Origin of the sequence: Oceanobacter sp. 5_MG-2023, from assembly GCF_030548165.1 — a bacterium.
Classification (GTDB): domain Bacteria; phylum Pseudomonadota; class Gammaproteobacteria; order Pseudomonadales; family Oceanobacteraceae; genus Oceanobacter.
This window is the reverse complement of the sequence record NZ_JAUORS010000020.1, coordinates 38511-55461: the sequence shown is the minus strand read 5'-3', so window position 1 is coordinate 55461 and position 16951 is coordinate 38511. Positions and strand designations below refer to the sequence as shown.

Below are 16951 nucleotides of genomic sequence, written 5' to 3'. Positions count from 1 at the left end.
TGGTGTGATTATATAGTTCGTATACGGTTGATATATCTAAAAAAAGCGGCCAATGGCCGCTTTTTTCCTGTTCATTGTCACAACTCAACATCGTGTTGGTGTGAGAGGCTGGTTGCGACAATCATGAATCACTGGTGAGACAGTGAATACACGTAGGTAGCCAGCAGATGAATTTTGGCATCTGCATTGTCACCAAGGATTTCCTTGTGAGCTGGCATATTACCGTTACGACCATGACGCAAAGTCATTTCAATCTGTTTACTGGAACCACCATATAACCAGATTTCGTCGGTCAGGTTTGGCGCACCCATCATCTGGTTACCTTTACCATCAGCGCCGTGACAAATGGCACAGTTTTGCATGAACTTGGGCGCTGCTGCTTCCACCAGCGTTTCATCATGCTTCAGGCCGGACAGGCTACGTACATAGCTGACCATTTCGGTAACCCCTTCCTCGCCCAGAATCGCGATCCAGGCAGGCATGGCACCCTGGCGACCATTGGTAATGGTCTGGGTGATTTGTGCTGGAGCTCCACCGTACAACCAGTCATTGTCGGTCAGGTTGGGGAAGCCCAGTGCACCTTTGGCACCACTGCCGTGACAGACCGAGCAGTTGCTTTTGAACAGGCGTTGACCAGTTTGCAATGCATCATCGTTATGGATCAGTTCCTCAATCGGGGTCGATGAGTACTGGGCATAAAGAGGTGCAATTTCTTTCTCAAACGCCTGGACTTCGGCTTTCCACTGGTTTTCCTGGCTCCAGGCCACTTCTTGCCCGTCAACAGTAACGGTGAGGAAGCCCTTGTAGTTACCCAGGCCAAAAGAAGCCAGGTAGCCGAGACCAAAAATAATGGTGCCCCAGAACATGAACACCCACCAGCGAGGCAGAGGGTTATCAATTTCTTCAATGCCGTCGTAGCTATGACCGGTGGTCTGGTCGGTTTCTTCTTTGCGCATGCCGCGACTGGTGTACGTGATCAGCACACCACAGCTAATAATGGATCCCAATATGATGACGGAAATCCATACTTGCCAGAAAGTACTTAACATAATTACTTGCTCCGATCTTTATCGCCGTGCATGGGAAGGCCGTCGTCATCCTCAAGAAATGGAATATCTCCATCTTCTTCAAAACGTTTCCTCCGGCTGGAGCCATAGGCCCACCAGAAGATTGCCAGCATTGCAACCAGAGCAAAGATCGAACCTAGCCCGCGCACGTCGTTAATATCCATGGGATTACCGTTTAGTGATCACTGTGCCCAGCTGTTGCAGGTACGCAACCAGGGCTTCGATTTCAGGTTTGCCATTAACTGCCGCTTTAGCACCTTCGATGTCTTCATCTGTGTATGGCACGCCGACCATTCGCAGGGCTTTCATCTTTTTCGGTGTATCACGGCCATCAACCTTGTCTTCAAACAACCAGGGATAAGACGGCATGATGGACTCAGGTACAACGTCACGGGGGTTATACAAGTGAGCGCGGTGCCACTCGTTGGAATAACGTCCGCCAACACGAGCCAGGTCTGGACCAGTACGTTTGGAACCCCACAGGAACGGATGCTCATACACGGATTCGCCGGCCACAGAGTAAGGACCATAACGCTCGGTTTCAGCACGGAATGGACGAACCATCTGGGTGTGACATACATGGCAACCTTCACGGATGTAGATGTCGCGACCTTCCAGCTGCAGCGCATTTAATGGTTTCAGGCCTTCAACCGGTGTGTTGGTGTCTTTGGCGAAGAAGAGAGGAACAATTTCAACCAATCCACCCCAGCTAAGAGCGATGACGATCAGTATTACCATTAACGGCATACTTTGTTCGATAGTGTCGTGCTTAATCATCTGAATAACTCCTTACGCCTGAGCGATTGCCGTGGCGGCAATGTCTTTCTTGGCTGCACGAACCGTCATGTAGACGTTGTAAGCCATGATCAGCATGCCTGTCAGGAACAGGGCACCACCGATAACACGACCAACGTATCCAGGGTGTGACGCCGAGACGGACTCAACAAAGCTGAATGTCAGGGTACCGTCGGCGTTGACTGCACGCCACATCAGGCCTTGCATGATGCCGTTTACCCACATTGCAACAATGTAGAAAACCGTACCGATGGTCGCGAGCCAGAAGTGAGCATTGATCAGGGCAATGGAGTACATGTCACCTGCCTTGCGACCGAACATGATCGGAATCAGGTGGTACATGGCACCGATAGAAACCATGGCAACCCAACCGAGAGCACCGGAGTGCACGTGACCAATGGTCCAGTCGGTATTGTGGGACAGGGCGTTAACTGTTTTGATCGCCATCATCGGGCCTTCGAAGGTCGACATGCCGTAGAACGACAGGGAAACCACCAGGAAGCGCAGGATGGGGTCAGTACGCAGTTTGTGCCAGGCACCTGACAGCGTCATCATGCCGTTGATCATGCCGCCCCAGCTAGGAGCCAGCAGAATCAGGGACATGACCATGCCGGAGGTTTGTGCCCAGTCTGGCAGGGCAGAGTAGTGCAGGTGGTGAGCACCGGCCCATACGTAGATAGAAATCAGTGCCCAGAAATGCACGATGGACAGACGGTAGGAATATACCGGGCGGCCAGCCTGTTTGGGAACGAAGTAGTACATGATGCCGAGGAAGCCAGCAGTCAGGAAGAAACCTACCGCGTTGTGACCCCACCACCACTGCACCATGGCGTCAACGGTACCGGCGTAGAGAGAGTAGGACTTGGTCAGTGTGACTGGCACCGCCAGGTTGTTACCAATATACAGAATCGCAATCATGATCATGAAAGCCGCAAAGAACCAGTTGGCAACATAGATATGCTTTTCCTTGCGGATAGCCAGTGTGCCGAGGAAGTTCACCACGTAAGCAACCCAGACAATCGCTACCAGAATATCGATAGGCCATTCCAGCTCAGCGTATTCCTTGGTGGATGTCAGGCCCATCGGCAAGGTGATGGCAGCCAGTACAATGACGGTATTCCATCCCCAGAAGGTGAAGCTGGCCAGAGTGTCCGAAAACAACCGGGTACGACAGGTACGTTGCACAATGAAGTAAGACGTAGCGAAGAGGGCGCTACCGCCAAAGGCAAAAATAACCGCGTTGGTGTGTAATGGGCGTAAACGTCCAAAAGACAGCCATGGGGTATCGAAGTTAAGTGCGGGCCAAGCCAGCTGGGCAGCGATGAATACACCGGCTGTCATGCCAACTATGCCCCAGACAACCGTCATGATGGCAAATTGTCTTACCACCTTGTAGTTGTATTCGGGATGGTCGATTGCTGTGCTCATGATTGGATTCCAATAACAGCGTGGGATTGAGGGTTCTAAATTTTGGCGACACATTATCGGGTGGTTATTGCCGCTTTGCAATAAACGTCCGGCAACTGTCTGATATTTCAGGGATATAACATTCGCAGAATGTACCCTGATTGCCCATTGTAATTGAGAATTAATATCATTAAATGATATGGCCTGCTCGACTGTTATTCGGGCTGTTATCCGTTATAAATACCGGTAATACGGCGTTTATGGCGGTGTCGGTTATGATAAGGCGGGTGTCTTTCCTGATCTTGACTTAACGCAATGAAGCCAAAAACGATCACCAACGAGTAGCGGAAAATGGAACTTGAGACCAAAGTGGTAACACTAAATGACCGCTAAAAATTATGGCAAAACAGTAAAAAAACCGTCTGATCCGGTTGTTGTACTGGTTCATGGGGCGGGTGCAGGCCTTGATTCCGGTTTTTTGGTCGAGGCAAAAGCGGGTTTTGAAGCCCGGGGACTGACCGTTATCGGTGTTGAATTTGATTATATGATCCAGGCTCGGGCTGCGGGCAAGCGTCGTCCCCCGCCAGCAGTGGCCGGTCTGGTTGTGGAGTTGCGTGAGGTCGTTGAGGCGCTTGGGAAGCCAGTGGTGATTGTTGGTAAATCGATGGGCGGGCGTATTGCTTCCATGTTGGCGGCGTCTGATGGTATGCCAGCCAATGTATTGGCCGTCAGTGTACTGGGTTATCCCTTTCATCCAACAGGTAAACCGCACCAGCTCAGGGTCCAGCATTTTGAACAGATCCAGGTGCCCTTGATGATTTTCCAGGGCAGTCGGGATCCGTTTGGCCGAGCGGCGGAAATCCAGCCATTATTCGCTGCATCATCCTGGCCGGGCACTGTTGAGCTGCACTGGCTGGAGAGTGGGGATCATGATTTCCAGCCGACCAGGCGTTCGGGAAAAAGCCGCGAGGATTTGCTGGATGAAGCGCTGGACGCCACCGTGACATGGATGCAGCAGCGGCTTGCTGAACGCCTTGGGAGATAGCTCAGGCAGTCAGAATGCTGAACCGTTCTTCGCGCATCAGGATCGGCTGGATCGCAGCGATGACTCTTTTGCGTTCACTGGATATGGCCCAGGCTTCCCAGTCTCTCAGGCTTTTCCAGTTGGTAATAATAATGCGATGACGGCTATCCTTGGCGTCTTTGTAAGAGGCCCCGGAGACATAGCCCGGAGCTTCAAGGATGGCTTGCAGCGTTTGTTTGATGGCATCTTCATAGGTCGATTCCATATCGTCCGCGATACGACGATCGATAATAACCTTGATCATGTGGTGCTGTTCCTGAATCGGTTGGTTTTGCAGACACTAGTGCGATGGTGGTTACAAAGCAAGTCCGGACGCAGACTCTTTGGTTGGGTGGCTGCAGGGAATCGGGCTAGCCAAGCAGGTCATGCAGTGCATTGACTGCGGTGGATGTTTCTTGCAATACCATACCGAGATTGGCCGAAGGCGTTGTTGATACCGCCAGTACGGCGTTGAGGCCGATATGGGTCAATAGCATGACTCCCTGGCTGCCCATGACCATCACCTGATTCAGCTCGCCAATATCAACCTCCTGGGAGGCGCGTTCCGCCAATACCAGCAAGGAGGCGCTCATGGCAGCAAATATATCGCTGTCAATGCCCTTTCCCAGCGCTGAAGAAATGATCAGGCCATCGGTTGTCATGGCTGCGGTAGCCAATATGGCTCCCTCAGAGTTGGTAATCATGTCGCTTAAAACAGTAAAAATCTGTTTCGCTTCAGGATGAGGTGCTGCATCGTTCATTATTTAACTTCCTTCTGGGATCGGCGTCGTTTATCAGGGCTGAGTACCCGGCAAGGTTGGTCTTTCATTTACTTGAGGCCCAGTTCCAGAATCGAGAGCATGCTCATCAGCATGACTTCGACGTCTTCTGATTTACGGGCATCGACTTCATAGACGGGCGCATTGATGCCCATTTCCTGCAGTTTGTTGATGTAGGCTGACAGCGGTGGTGTGGCAGAAATATCCATACGGGTAATGCCGACTACCAGCGCGTTGTTATCGATGAATTTACGGAATGCATCGATATAAACCACCATGTCATCGATCGGGTTTTCTGACACGTTATCGATCAGTAATACCAGCCCCAGACCACCGACGGTCAGGACGTCCCACATAAAACTGAAACGTGTCTGGCCGGGAGTACCAAACAAGTGGACTTTTTCCCCACCAGGCAGATTGATAAGACCATAATCCATTGCCACCGTGGTGGTGTCTTTGCGTAATGCAACGTCATCGCTGGCCTTGGCTTCGGTTTTAACAACCGGTACATCGCTAATGGCGGCAATTGCGGTGGTTTTCCCCGCGCCTACTTGCCCGCCAAAGATAATCTTGTAGTCCATTTTTTTCTGTGGCCTGAGTATGTGAATCGGTCCGATAGTCTACTGATCATTTTCTTTCAGCAATGAGGTTTTTGCCGCAAATTTGTCAGATTTTGCCTGGCTGCTGGAGAATTCAGGGGCGGTTGCTCGCCAACCTTCCCCTGATCCAGGGCTTCTGTCCCGGGCAGAAAACCGTCACTGACGCCCGAAGGGGTCAGAGAGAGACAGGTTTGTCCCACCCGGAGATATAAATTTCCTCATCGCTGATGGTCAGGTCGTCCGGGCCTAACACCTGTTCACCGAAGTGATAACGTGGCCGGGTTTTACCTGCGATCGCATCCTTATCGTATTGGTACGCCGTTTCTACCACTAGTTCGTTACGATGCCAATAGCGGTTGATCTCGTTTGTGCTGTAGCGCTGTTCTATTAATTGCCGGGTATGGGCTGGGGATATAATCATGGCGGATGCATTGTTGCCACCAAAGCCCTTGGCATTGATAAAGGCCACTGGGAGTTCTGCCGGGTCAACCGGCTTGTCTTGCAAGACAAACTCGAGCTGCTGTTGGTGTACGTCGTCGGCAATGGTGTGTACGGTTTTGATGCCGGGAATCACGCCTTCGGACCAGGTACCCAGCGTTGCGGTGAGCTGATCTGCTGAGGCTGCAGCGAGGGAGTGGCCCACGTATGCCTTGACGGCTGTGATTGGCCAGTTTTCCAGTTTGAAGGCCCCGGCAAGCTGCTGGTAAATATGGGATTCCGTCACCCGGTTCTGCGGTGTGCTGCTGCCATGGGCATGGACAAAGCTGCCGTTGCGCAAGATATCATCACCGAGCAGGCGGCGGGCATTGGCGACGACTTTACCCATGGTCAGGTAGTTACCGATGCCCGGGTTGGAAATGGATTTTTTATAACCATCGGCATTGATCTGTACGTCACCGATGCTGCCATGGATATTCAGCCCCAGTTCCAGCGCCAATTTATCATCGGTCAGAATAAAAAACTGTGCCGATTCAGCCAGGGTAAAGCCACAGTTTTCACCAAATGGACGGCTGGCGCGGCGGAAGTCAGCGTCTTCGGTGTCTGCGACCTTGTCGAGATCCCGTAATTTGTGTTCGGACGCCAATGCCGTCATGGCGTTGTAGCCTTCGACGATTTCAGGCATCAGGGGGGCTTCTGAATTACCGACAATCACAATACGGCGCTTGCCGCTTTCGATATCGTCTTTGGCAAGGCGCAGGTTGTACAGGAAGGTGGCGCAAGCGGCGGTCATGCAGCCAGTGGTGCCCACGTTGCCAAGGACATAGGCGTTAATAAAGTCGGCGGGCATCTGGCTCATGCTCATGGCGCATTGCTTGGATGACGTGCGCTTGCCCAGTAATGCCGCTTGCATCATGCCGCCGTTGCCGGTCGCATCAGGCTGGCCCATGGAAGAACCGGCGTAAACAGCAATCTCATCAGGGCCTACCTGTTGGCACAGGGTTTCCCATTCAATGCCCAGCGATCCCAGTGCATCGGATGCGCCATAGACCGCCATTTGCAAGCCCCGGGGGTGGTGTAATGAGCGGTACAGAGTGGCCGGGTCAAAACCCAGTGGCAGTTGCCCGGCACTTTGTACCGGTAAGCGTTTGTGCGTCAGACGCCAGCAGGGGTTGCCTTCTTCATCTTTAAATGGTTTGTGGAAGGGCACGGCCTTGGCATCCCATGACACGTTGTCCCATTCGCGAACCAGTGTGCCGTTCAGAATAGTGTGCTCATCGCTGGTGGCCATCAGGCTGGCGAGGCTGGTGAGGGTTTGTTCGCGTTTGGCCCCTGTCAATGATTCAAAGATCATACGACGGAATGCGTGGTGGCCTGAACTGCGGCCTGCGGCGTTGATGCCGCCAAAGCCGGTGATGACTGCCAGATTTTTCATAGTTGAGACCCCTGGAAAATTTTCCCTATCTTAAGGGGATAGAAATTCGATCAAGTAGATTAATATAGACAAAAGATAAAACAATAATGCCATTTTCAATGATATGGGGGAGACACTTTGTTGCAACATGTGACGGTACTGCTGGTTGATCAGATGTTGGCCTCCAGTATTGCCATTCCGATTGAGATGCTGGAGGCCGTACGCGCCCGTTTGCAGGTCGCTCGTCAGGGTAATGTCAGCTTCCATATTGAGACCGGAGTTGCCAGGCCGGGCGATGTGGTGAGTCTGGGAGGACTCAAGCTTTGCCCGGACCGGGCGCTGGCGGATATTGAATCAACCAGTCTGGTGGTGGTGCCCGCCCTGTGGCGCAATCCGCGACGTGTCTTGCAGACACACGGCAGTGTGATTCGCTGGATTGCTGAGCAATACCGACAGGGGGCCAGTGTGATTTCCGTTGGCACCGGGGTTTGTCTGCTGGCTGCCAGTGGCATCCTTGATGGCAAGCCAGCCACCACCCATTGGCATTATCAGGATCGTTTTGCGGCTGATTACCCAGACGTTTTGTTGCAACGACAGCATTTGTTGACTCAGGCCGGGCGTATTTATTGCGCTGCCAGCGTTAACTCCGGGGCAGACATGGTGATTCATTTTATCGGTCAGACCTGGGGGCGGGATATGGCGTTACAGATTGAGCAGCAGTTTTCACCGGAGGTACGGCAGCCGTTTGAAAACCGGGTGTACTCTGACGGGGAAGACTCCCATCATGCTGATGAAAGTATTGCGCTGGTTCAGGGCTGGATGCGTCAGTACTTGCGGGAACCTTTTTCATTGGCCCAGCTCGCAGACAAGGCCGGTTTGAGTGAACGGCAATTCATGCGCCGCTTCAAACAGGTCGTGGGGGTGACACCGCTGGTGTACCAGCAAGCCATTCGCTGCCAGGCGGCGAGGGAATTGTTGCAGCACAGCAATTTATCGGTAGCGGATATCGCCCAGGAGTTGGGATTTGGTGACAGCAGTTACTTTATCAGGATCTTTCGTCGCCTGCAGGGACAAACACCCGGCGAGTTCCGTAAAAAAGTGCGCGGTAAATTATTTACCAGTAGTTAGTTGAAACGTGCCTGAAATATTATTCTGAAATCGATTCTGGTATCAAAATCACCTATAGTTTTGGGTGATTATCGTCATTTTCCATGCTTATAGTTCAGTGATCATGGGCTATTTAGAGCTGTATTTTGTTTTTTGATGTCGACTTATCCAGGATTGAAATAAACAACCCTTTTTGTAAAAAAATTACGAGAAGGCGTTGTTTTCTTGTTTGTGACACGGCAGACTGTCGCCCGTCACTTGGGATTGGTACTCTAGACTGACTGGGTATTACGACCAGAGACCAAGAATTTTCAGCCTGTAAAACAGCGTCCGTTGTCGTCACTTGCCCATACGTTCAAATACGTATAAAGAGACAGTAGACAAGACCAGATTTTAGGGGCTGCCAGGCTCACAAGGCCGTCACCCGCGCCTGATCCGGGCGCATGAATAAGAAGATGGGAGTTCCGTATGACACAAGATGTCGATATCTACGAAACACAAGAATGGCTCGACTCACTCCACGCTACCATTCGCCATGCTGGCCCCGAGCGCGCGGCTTTCCTGCTGAAGGCCATGTTTGACCACGCTTTGGCGAAAGGTGTCACCTTGCCAGCAGCGATCACCACACCGTATCGCAACACCATTCCGGTTGATAAAGAACGCCGTATGCCGGGCGACCTGTTTATGGAACGCCGCATCCGTTCGCTGGTTCGCTGGAATGCCCTGGCCATGGTAATGCGTGCCAACGACAACGATGAAGGCCTCGGTGGTCATATTGCCTCGTTCTCCTCAGCTGCCACCTTGTATGACATCGGTTTCAACTATTTCTTCCGTGGCAACGATGACGGCCATCTGGGTGATCTGATCTACTTCCAGGGTCACTCATCCCCTGGTATTTACGCCCGTTCCTACCTGGAAGGGCGTCTGGATGAACAACAGCTGGATAACTTCCGCCGCGAAGTCGACGGTGAAGGCCTGTCCTCCTATCCACACCCCTGGCTGATGCCGGATTACTGGCAGTTCCCGACGGTTTCCATGGGTCTTGGCCCGATTCAGGCGATTTATCAGGCGCACGTCATGCGTTACCTGTCTGCCCGTGATCTGGTTTCCCGTGGTGATCGTAAGGTATGGGCATTCCTGGGGGATGGCGAGTGTGACGAGCCGGAAACACTGGGTGCGATCTCACTGGCGGGCCGTGAACAACTGGAAAACCTGGTATTCGTGATCAACTGTAACCTGCAGCGCCTGGATGGACCGGTGCGCGGTAACGGTAAAATCATGCAAGAGCTGGAAGGCGTTTTCCGTGGCGCTGGCTGGAATACCATCAAGGTGGTGTGGGGACGTCATTGGGACGTTCTGCTGGAAAAAGACAAGACTGGCCTGCTGCAAAAACGCATGGATGAAGTCTGTGACGGCGAATTGCAGAATTATAAAGCCAACGGCGGCGCTTATACCCGCAAGCATTTCTTTGGCAAATATCCTGAGCTGCTGGAACTGGTTTCGGACATGTCTGATGAAGACATATTCAAGCTGAACCGTGGTGGACATGATCCGTTCAAGGTGTATGCCGCTTACGCAGAAGCCATGGCCAACAAAGGATCACCGACGGTGATTCTGGCTCAAACCGTCAAGGGTTATGGTTTGGGGGATGCCGGCGAAGCCGCCAACCCGACGCACTCAGTGAAGAAACTCGATAAGGACTCGCTGAAGCAATTCCGTGATCGTTTCGGTATTCCGTTGTCTGATGATGAGCTGACCAAGGTACCTTATTACCGTCCAGCACCAGACAGCCCTGAAATGAAATACATGAAAGAACGTCGCGACAAGCTCAACGGTGTTGTACCGTCACGCCGCGTCGATTTTGATGCTTTGAAAGTACCACCGCTGGAAGCCTTCAAGGGTCAGCTGACTGGCTCTGGTGAACGTGAACAATCGTCCACCATGGCGTTTGTGCGGGTACTGTCGCAGCTGGTGAAAGACAAGGAAGTCGGCAAGCGTATCGTACCGATTGTGCCGGATGAAGCGCGTACCTTTGGTATGGAAGGCATGTTCCGCCAGCTGGGTATTTACTCCTCAGCCGGGCAGAAATACACGCCTCACGATTCCAACCAGATCATGTACTACAAAGAAGACAAGAAAGGCCAGATCATGGAGGAAGGCATCAACGAAGCCGGTGCCATGTCTGCCTGGGTCGCGCTGGCAACTGCGTACAGCAACAGCAACTGCGCCATGGTGCCGTTCTACGTGTTCTACTCCATGTTCGGCTTCCAGCGTATTGGGGATCTGGCCTGGTTGGCGGGCGATATCCAGGCTCGTGGTTTCCTGATTGGTGCCACCGCTGGTCGTACCACGCTGAACGGTGAAGGTCTGCAGCACCAGGATGGTCACAGCCATCTGATGGCCCATACCATTCCCAACTGCAAATCCTATGATCCTACCTACAGCTTTGAAATGGCCGTTATTATCCAGGACGGCATGAAACGCATGTACGAAGACAAGGAAAACTGCTTCTACTACATCACCGCCATGAACGAAAACTACGTTCATCCGGCAATGCCTGTTGGTGCCGAGGAAGGCATTATCAAAGGCATGTACAAGCTGAAAGAAGGTAAAAAATCCGACGCTGCCCGGGTTCAGCTGATGGGGTCCGGTACCATCTTGCGTGAAGTGGAAGCCGCGGCTGACATTCTGCGTGAAGACTTTGGTGTTGAATCCGATATCTGGAGTGTGACCAGTGTGAACGAGCTGACCCGTGATGGTCAGGCCTGTGAACGCTACAACATGATCAACTCCGAGAAAGAAGCACGGGTACCTTACATTACCCAACAGCTGGCTGAGACAGATGGCCCGGTTATTCTTGCCACGGATTACATCAAGACCTATGGCGAGCAATTGCGCGGATACATACCCACAAGCTACAAAGTACTGGGAACCGATGGTTTCGGTCGCTCTGACACCCGTAAGAAACTGCGTCACTTCTTTGAAGTGGACCGTAGCTTCGTTGTTCTGGCAGCACTGACAGAATTGGCAAAACAAGGCAAGTTTGATGCTGCCGAGTTGCCAAAAGTCCGCGCCAAGATGGGTATTGATGAAAACAAAGCTGACCCAACCACGGTTTAACAGGAGGCTGACACATGAGCAAAGTGACTGTAGCAGTACCTGATATCGGTGGTGCTGAAAACGTAGATGTTATTGAAATTTCCGTAGCGATTGGTGATACCGTCACCGTCGACCAGGATCTGATCGTACTGGAAACCGACAAAGCGTCAATGGAAGTGCCTTGTCCACAAGCGGGCACCGTGGTTGAACTGTTGGTGAGCGTTGGTGACAAGATCAATGAAGGCGACGCGATTCTGGTACTGGAAACCGCGGCTGTGGAAAGCGCGCCCGCTGAAGCCCCGGCAGCTCCTGCCGCCATTGCTGAGCCAGCAGCGGCACCTGCTGCTGTCTCCACAGCGGCAGCAAGCACTGCCAGTCAGCGGATTGAATTGACCATCCCTGACCTCGGTGGTGCTGATGAAGTAACCCTGATTGAACTGTGTGTTGAGCCGGATACTGAGGTGGCGGCTGAGGACTCGCTGCTGGTGCTGGAAACCGACAAGGCGTCCATGGACGTACCGGCTCCGGAAGCGGGCAAGATTATTGAGTTCAAGGTCTCGGTAGATGACAAGGTCAAGGAAGGGGACGTGTACGCCGTGATGGAAGTCGCGGGTGCTGCTGCCCCGGCATCCACCGCCGTAGCTGAGCCTGCTGCCAGTGCGCCAGTCGCTGCTGTTGCACCGGTCGCAGCGCCTGCGGCACCAGCCGCTGAAATAGAACTGGCCTTGCCGGATCTGGGTGGCGCTGACGGTGTAACCGTGATCGAACTGTGTGTCGCTCCGGGTACCGCAGTGAGTGCAGAAGATTCACTGATTGTGCTGGAAACCGACAAGGCGTCCATGGATGTACCGGCTCCGGAAGATGGCATTCTGGTCGGCTTCAAGGTGAAAGAAGGCGATACCGTCAGTGAAGGCGATCTGTATGCTGTCTTCAAACCTGCGGCGGCCTCTGAGGCTGTGACTCCGGCTGCTGTGGCACCGGCTCCAGCAGCACCGGCCCCTGTGACTGCGGCACCTGTTGCGCCAGTGGCTGCTCCAGCAGTGTCACCGGTTTCGGAAAACGGTGCGGTTGCGGTTGAGGAAGAGACAGTCTCCAACGACATTTACGCTGGTCCTTCGTCCCGTCGCCTGGCGCGCCAGTTGGGTGTTGATCTGACCAAGGTGAAAGGCACCGGTATTCGTGGCCGTATCACCAAGGACGATATCCGCAGCTACGTCAAGAACGCCTTGCAGCGTACGGAACAGGCACCAGCTGCCAAAGCGGTGACTGGTGGCGCGGGTATCCCTGCGATCCCGGCGGTTGATTTCAGCCAGTTTGGCGATATCGACATGGTCAAGTTGAGCAAGATCAAGAAGGTGACGGCGGCCAATATGTCGCGTGCCTGGTTGAACGTACCGCACGTAACCCAGTTTGATGAAGCCGATATCACCGACCTGGAAGCATTCCGCAAGTCGATGAAAGCGGAAGCCGAGAAGGCCGGTATCAAACTGACGCCGATGCCATTCCTGATCAAGGCCGTGGCAATGGCATTACGGGCAGAGCCAAGCTTTAACGTATCATTGCATCATGACGGTGAGCACATGGTTCACAAGAACTATGTACACATTGGTATTGCCTGCGATACCCCGAATGGTCTGATGGTACCGGTACTGCGTGATGCCGATAAAAAAGGCATCTACCAGATTGCCAAAGAAGCCAACGAACTGATCAAGGCTGCTCGGGATGGCAAGTTGAAACCTCGCGATATGCAAGGTGGCTGCTTCACTATCTCCAGTCTGGGTGCCATGGGTGGAACAGCCTTCACTCCGATTGTGAATGCACCGGAAGTAGCGATTCTTGGGGTTTCCAAGGCGCAGATGAAACCGGTCTGGAACGGCCAGGAATTTGTGCCACGTAATATGCTGCCGCTGGCGGTGTCGTACGATCACCGTGCCATTAACGGTGCGGACTGTGGTCGTTTCTTCACCACTCTGGTGGCAATGATTGCGGATATCCGTCGGGTTCTGCTGTAAATTCTTCACCTCGCGTGTGAAGTGGAAGCAAGCCGGTCCTTGGCCGGTTTGTTTCGAAGAGCCAATCATTTGGGGGTTGGCTCTGTCAGGTTCCAGCGGTGTTACGCTTGCTGTGGACTGTCTGTTTACCGGCCACCTGGCCGGTTTTTTTATGCCTTTCTTATCGTAATGAGCCATTCAGATGCTGGCCGTTTTCCACTATTTGTTTCATTTCCTGACATCGGATGACAACTGGATTGGTAAAATAAAGGCTCATTGACAGCGTATTGGAGAAAGCTTCTGATGAAGGATGTGACGGTTATTATGCTGGTGTTGTGCGCTACAGGTAGTGTGGCGTTTGCTGATGAGGGAACATATGGCAATCAAAGCCGCCAGCAGAAACGTTTTGCTGCCCTTGATACTGATTCAGATGGCGTTATTTCCAAAGCGGAGGCCGAAGAGGCTCCTCGCCTGGCCAAGAATTTTGATGAAATGGATAAAGATGGCGATGGCTTCCTGACATTAGAGGAAATCAAAGCCGGCTTTTCGCTGCTGCGGAAAAGCTGATCGTAGTGGAGAAGTGCTTTTAAAGCAGTGTTCTGAGGAGTTGTTGCCAGATCACTGCTATAGCCCGCCTTTAACCCGCCTTTAACCCGCCTTTGTGGCTGGGCTACCCGAACCAGGAATTCTGGTGTCTATATTCTGCAGATGCTGTCTCAGATCATAATCAATGCCAATGACGCTAGATGACAATTCTTTCTGATGAAAGGCTGTATCGTCATCGTGCATCCCCTTGTCTGGCCAATAAACACCAGCCTGTTACCTTTCATGCCCTGTTCTGGAGTGGTGGAGGGCTTCCTGTTCCAAACATCCCGTCTATTATCATTTGCCATTGCGTAATAAACCCGACAGTCAAGAGAAGACAGGGTAAAACCCCTGGCGCGTTGGGATCTCTTAATAGCTCACAATAGTGCCGTGATAGCCTTGTTGTTGGGAATGGCTGCAAATTGTGTTTAGTGCGCTAGTCTTAACGGGTAGGATAGACTGGTTTCGTTATTTCCCGGAGCGCCATGCGCAAGTATCTTCTTCTCCCTGTTTCGCTATTAATCGGCTTGGGTCTGGTCTTTCTGTATATGGACCGGTTACTTATCGCAGAGCAACAGGCATCCGAGACCATTATAGCCAAGACTCGTGTCAGCGAGGTAAGCAGCCGATTATCTGCGGTGGTTAACCAGCATTTACAACTGGCTTACGGGCTAATGGCTTTTGTGCATGTGCGGCCGAATTTTACCGAACGCGAGTTTGAGATTTTTGCGCTCAACAGCCAACGGGCGGCTGACAGTGTGATGAGTTTGCAGTTGGCACCCAATGGTGTCATTACTTACATGACCAATAAAAACGACCACGGCAAGGCGCTGGGTTACGACCTGATGAAAGATCCGATCCGTAGCCCGCTGATCAAACAGGGCATCAATGAGCGTCGTTATATTATTGCCGGGCCATCTCCCTTGTTAACCGGAAGAAAGGCAATTATTGCCCGTATGCCGATTTTTTTATCCGACGGTAGCGACGATTCTTTCTGGGGCTTCTCGACGATTCTGCTTGATATTGATCAGCTGCTGCTGGATGCCGGTTTATCGAAGCAGGAATACTGGCTGGATTTTGCCGTGCGCGGCAAGGATGGATTGGGAGCTGACGGCGATGTCTTTTTTGGCGACCCTGATGTTTTTGAGCGTGATCCGGTACTGGCGACGGTGTTATTGCCAGGCGGTTCCTGGCAAATCGGTGCCAGCCGGGCCGAGGGCTACCACCACTTGCCGATGCAACGAATCATCTTGTGGCTGGTGTTTTTCCTTGTTGCACCCTTTTTAAGTTGGCTGCTCTGGGATTTGATGCACAAGCCCGAGGAGCTCAAGCGTGAAGTGGCGGTCGCCACTGCGGAATTACAAGAAGCGTGTGCTCAGGGTGAAGTGGCCTTGTCGGAAGCCGAAGTCGCCAACCAGGCCAAGTCTGAATTTCTGGCCAATATGAGCCATGAGCTACGCACCCCGTTAAATGCCATTCTTGGTTTCACCACACTGATCGATGCGTGTACCAACGATTCCGATGTGCATCGTTACGCTAACCAGACGCTGACCTCATCGCGGCATTTATTGGCGTTGGTTAATGATATTCTCGATTTTTCCAGAATCCAGGCCGTGGGTGTCGAAATAGAATCGAAACCCTTTCTGTTGCGGCCGATGATGGATTCCGTGCTGGGGAGTCTGAAAGCGCTGGTGAGCGAGAAGCCGGTCAGAGTGTTGTTGAGTATCGATGAAGGCGTGCCGGAGCAAGTTTGTGGGGATGAACTGAGGCTGACCCAGGTATTGATGAATTTTGCCAGTAACGCCGCAAAATTTACCGCTACCGGGACGATAACACTGGCAGTGCAATTGATCCGCTGTAGCGCCGACGAAGTGCGCCTCCGGCTTTTGGTGACGGATACCGGACGTGGTATCCCGGCGGATAAGCTGGCCCTTATTTTTGAGCAGTTCCAGCAAGTGGATGGCTCAGACACGCGCCATTATGGAGGCACTGGTTTGGGCCTGAGTATTACCCGGGCGCTGGTTGAAGCCATGCACGGTGAATTGCTGGTGAGTAGTGATGAAGGGAAAGGCAGTGAGTTTGGGGTGTCGCTGACACTGGCCTTGCCGAGTGAACCCGCAGAGTCATCAGCGTCGGCTGCACCGGGGTTGTCCAATGCCCAGGTCCGTCACGAAGAAGATGAAGGCCCGGCGGTACCGGAGCATTTGCTGCTGCACGGGATTCACGTTCTGGTGGTTGATGACAACGTGGTCAATCGCAAGCTGGCCTGCGAAATGTTACGTCGCCGCGGTGCGTCGATGACGTGTGCCAGCGATGGGCAGGAAGCCATTGATATGCTGCTGGATGGTTCAGATGCTATCGATGTGGTGCTAATGGATATTCAAATGCCAGTGTTGGGGGGCTTGGAAGCGACCCGGTTATTGCGTGAGAAATACCAGGTCCGGACACCCGTGATTGGCTTGTCGGCCAATGCCTCGGCACAGGATGAACGTATCAGTCTGGATGCCGGGATGGACGCTTACTTGAGCAAGCCATTCAAGCTGCCAGAGCTGGTGGCGCGGATACTGGCGTTGGTGAAACCTGTCTGACTATCCGAGCCGGGCTGTA

14 protein-coding genes are annotated in these 16951 nt (G+C 52.7%); 6 read left to right on the top strand and 8 right to left on the bottom strand.

Annotated features, from left to right (window positions below):
* Window positions 1-128: 128 nt before the first annotated feature.
* The 4 genes from ccoP to ccoN are packed head-to-tail and all read right to left on the bottom strand — an operon-like array spanning window position 129 to window position 3290.
* Window positions 129-1049, bottom strand: a complete 921-nt coding sequence (gene ccoP / locus Q4551_RS13100; RefSeq protein WP_303434292.1) for a cytochrome-c oxidase, cbb3-type subunit III — start codon at window positions 1047-1049, stop codon at window positions 129-131.
* A gap of 2 nt (window positions 1050-1051) precedes the next feature.
* The gene (locus tag Q4551_RS13095) at window positions 1052-1231 is read right to left on the bottom strand and encodes a cbb3-type cytochrome c oxidase subunit 3 (RefSeq protein ID WP_303434291.1); all 180 of its coding nucleotides are present in this window, start codon (window positions 1229-1231) and stop codon (window positions 1052-1054) included.
* A gap of 4 nt (window positions 1232-1235) precedes the next feature.
* Window positions 1236-1841: a cytochrome-c oxidase, cbb3-type subunit II gene (gene ccoO / locus Q4551_RS13090; protein ID WP_303434304.1), complete on the bottom strand. Its 606-nt coding sequence runs from the start codon at window positions 1839-1841 to the stop codon at window positions 1236-1238.
* A 15-nt stretch (window positions 1842-1856) separates the two neighbouring features.
* Window positions 1857-3290 carry a cytochrome-c oxidase, cbb3-type subunit I gene (gene ccoN, locus Q4551_RS13085; RefSeq protein ID WP_303434290.1) on the bottom strand — a complete coding sequence of 478 codons (1434 nt, stop codon included), beginning with the start codon at window positions 3288-3290 and terminating at the stop codon, window positions 1857-1859.
* Between the two features lie 361 nt (window positions 3291-3651).
* On the opposite strand from ccoN, the gene Q4551_RS13080 reads away from it, so the two are divergent.
* A complete protein-coding gene (locus Q4551_RS13080) occupies window positions 3652-4314 on the top strand; it encodes an alpha/beta fold hydrolase (RefSeq protein WP_303434289.1) in 663 nt (220 codons plus the stop codon).
* A 1-nt stretch (window position 4315) separates the two neighbouring features.
* On the opposite strand, the gene Q4551_RS13075 is transcribed toward Q4551_RS13080, so the two are convergent.
* The 4 genes from Q4551_RS13075 to Q4551_RS13060 form a co-directional block, all read right to left on the bottom strand.
* Window positions 4316-4597 (bottom strand): antibiotic biosynthesis monooxygenase, encoded by a 282-nt coding sequence (locus tag Q4551_RS13075; RefSeq protein WP_303434288.1) that lies wholly within the window; start codon window positions 4595-4597, stop codon window positions 4316-4318.
* Between the two features lie 106 nt (window positions 4598-4703).
* The gene (locus Q4551_RS13070; RefSeq protein WP_303434287.1) at window positions 4704-5093 is read right to left on the bottom strand and encodes a roadblock/LC7 domain-containing protein; all 390 of its coding nucleotides are present in this window, start codon (window positions 5091-5093) and stop codon (window positions 4704-4706) included.
* A 68-nt stretch (window positions 5094-5161) separates the two neighbouring features.
* Window positions 5162-5692, bottom strand: a complete 531-nt coding sequence (locus Q4551_RS13065) for an ATP/GTP-binding protein (protein WP_303434286.1) — start codon at window positions 5690-5692, stop codon at window positions 5162-5164.
* 193 nt (window positions 5693-5885) lie between these two features.
* Window positions 5886-7583 (bottom strand): beta-ketoacyl synthase, encoded by a 1698-nt coding sequence (locus tag Q4551_RS13060; protein WP_303434285.1) that lies wholly within the window; start codon window positions 7581-7583, stop codon window positions 5886-5888.
* Between the two features lie 117 nt (window positions 7584-7700).
* On the opposite strand from Q4551_RS13060, the gene Q4551_RS13055 reads away from it, so the two are divergent.
* From Q4551_RS13055 to Q4551_RS13035, 5 genes are all read left to right on the top strand, one after another.
* Window positions 7701-8690, top strand: a complete 990-nt coding sequence (locus tag Q4551_RS13055) for a GlxA family transcriptional regulator (RefSeq protein ID WP_303434284.1) — start codon at window positions 7701-7703, stop codon at window positions 8688-8690.
* A gap of 447 nt (window positions 8691-9137) precedes the next feature.
* Window positions 9138-11789: a pyruvate dehydrogenase (acetyl-transferring), homodimeric type gene (gene aceE / locus Q4551_RS13050; protein ID WP_303434283.1), complete on the top strand. Its 2652-nt coding sequence runs from the start codon at window positions 9138-9140 to the stop codon at window positions 11787-11789.
* Between the two features lie 14 nt (window positions 11790-11803).
* A complete protein-coding gene (gene aceF, locus Q4551_RS13045; protein ID WP_303434282.1) occupies window positions 11804-13780 on the top strand; it encodes a pyruvate dehydrogenase complex dihydrolipoyllysine-residue acetyltransferase in 1977 nt (658 codons plus the stop codon).
* Window positions 13781-14062: 282 nt separating this feature from the next.
* Window positions 14063-14326 (top strand): hypothetical protein, encoded by a 264-nt coding sequence (locus Q4551_RS13040; RefSeq protein WP_303434281.1) that lies wholly within the window; start codon window positions 14063-14065, stop codon window positions 14324-14326.
* A gap of 566 nt (window positions 14327-14892) precedes the next feature.
* On the top strand, window positions 14893-16932 hold the full coding sequence (locus Q4551_RS13035) for an ATP-binding protein (RefSeq protein ID WP_303434280.1): 2040 nt from the start codon (window positions 14893-14895) through the stop codon (window positions 16930-16932).
* The last annotated feature ends 19 nt before the right edge of the window (window positions 16933-16951 follow it).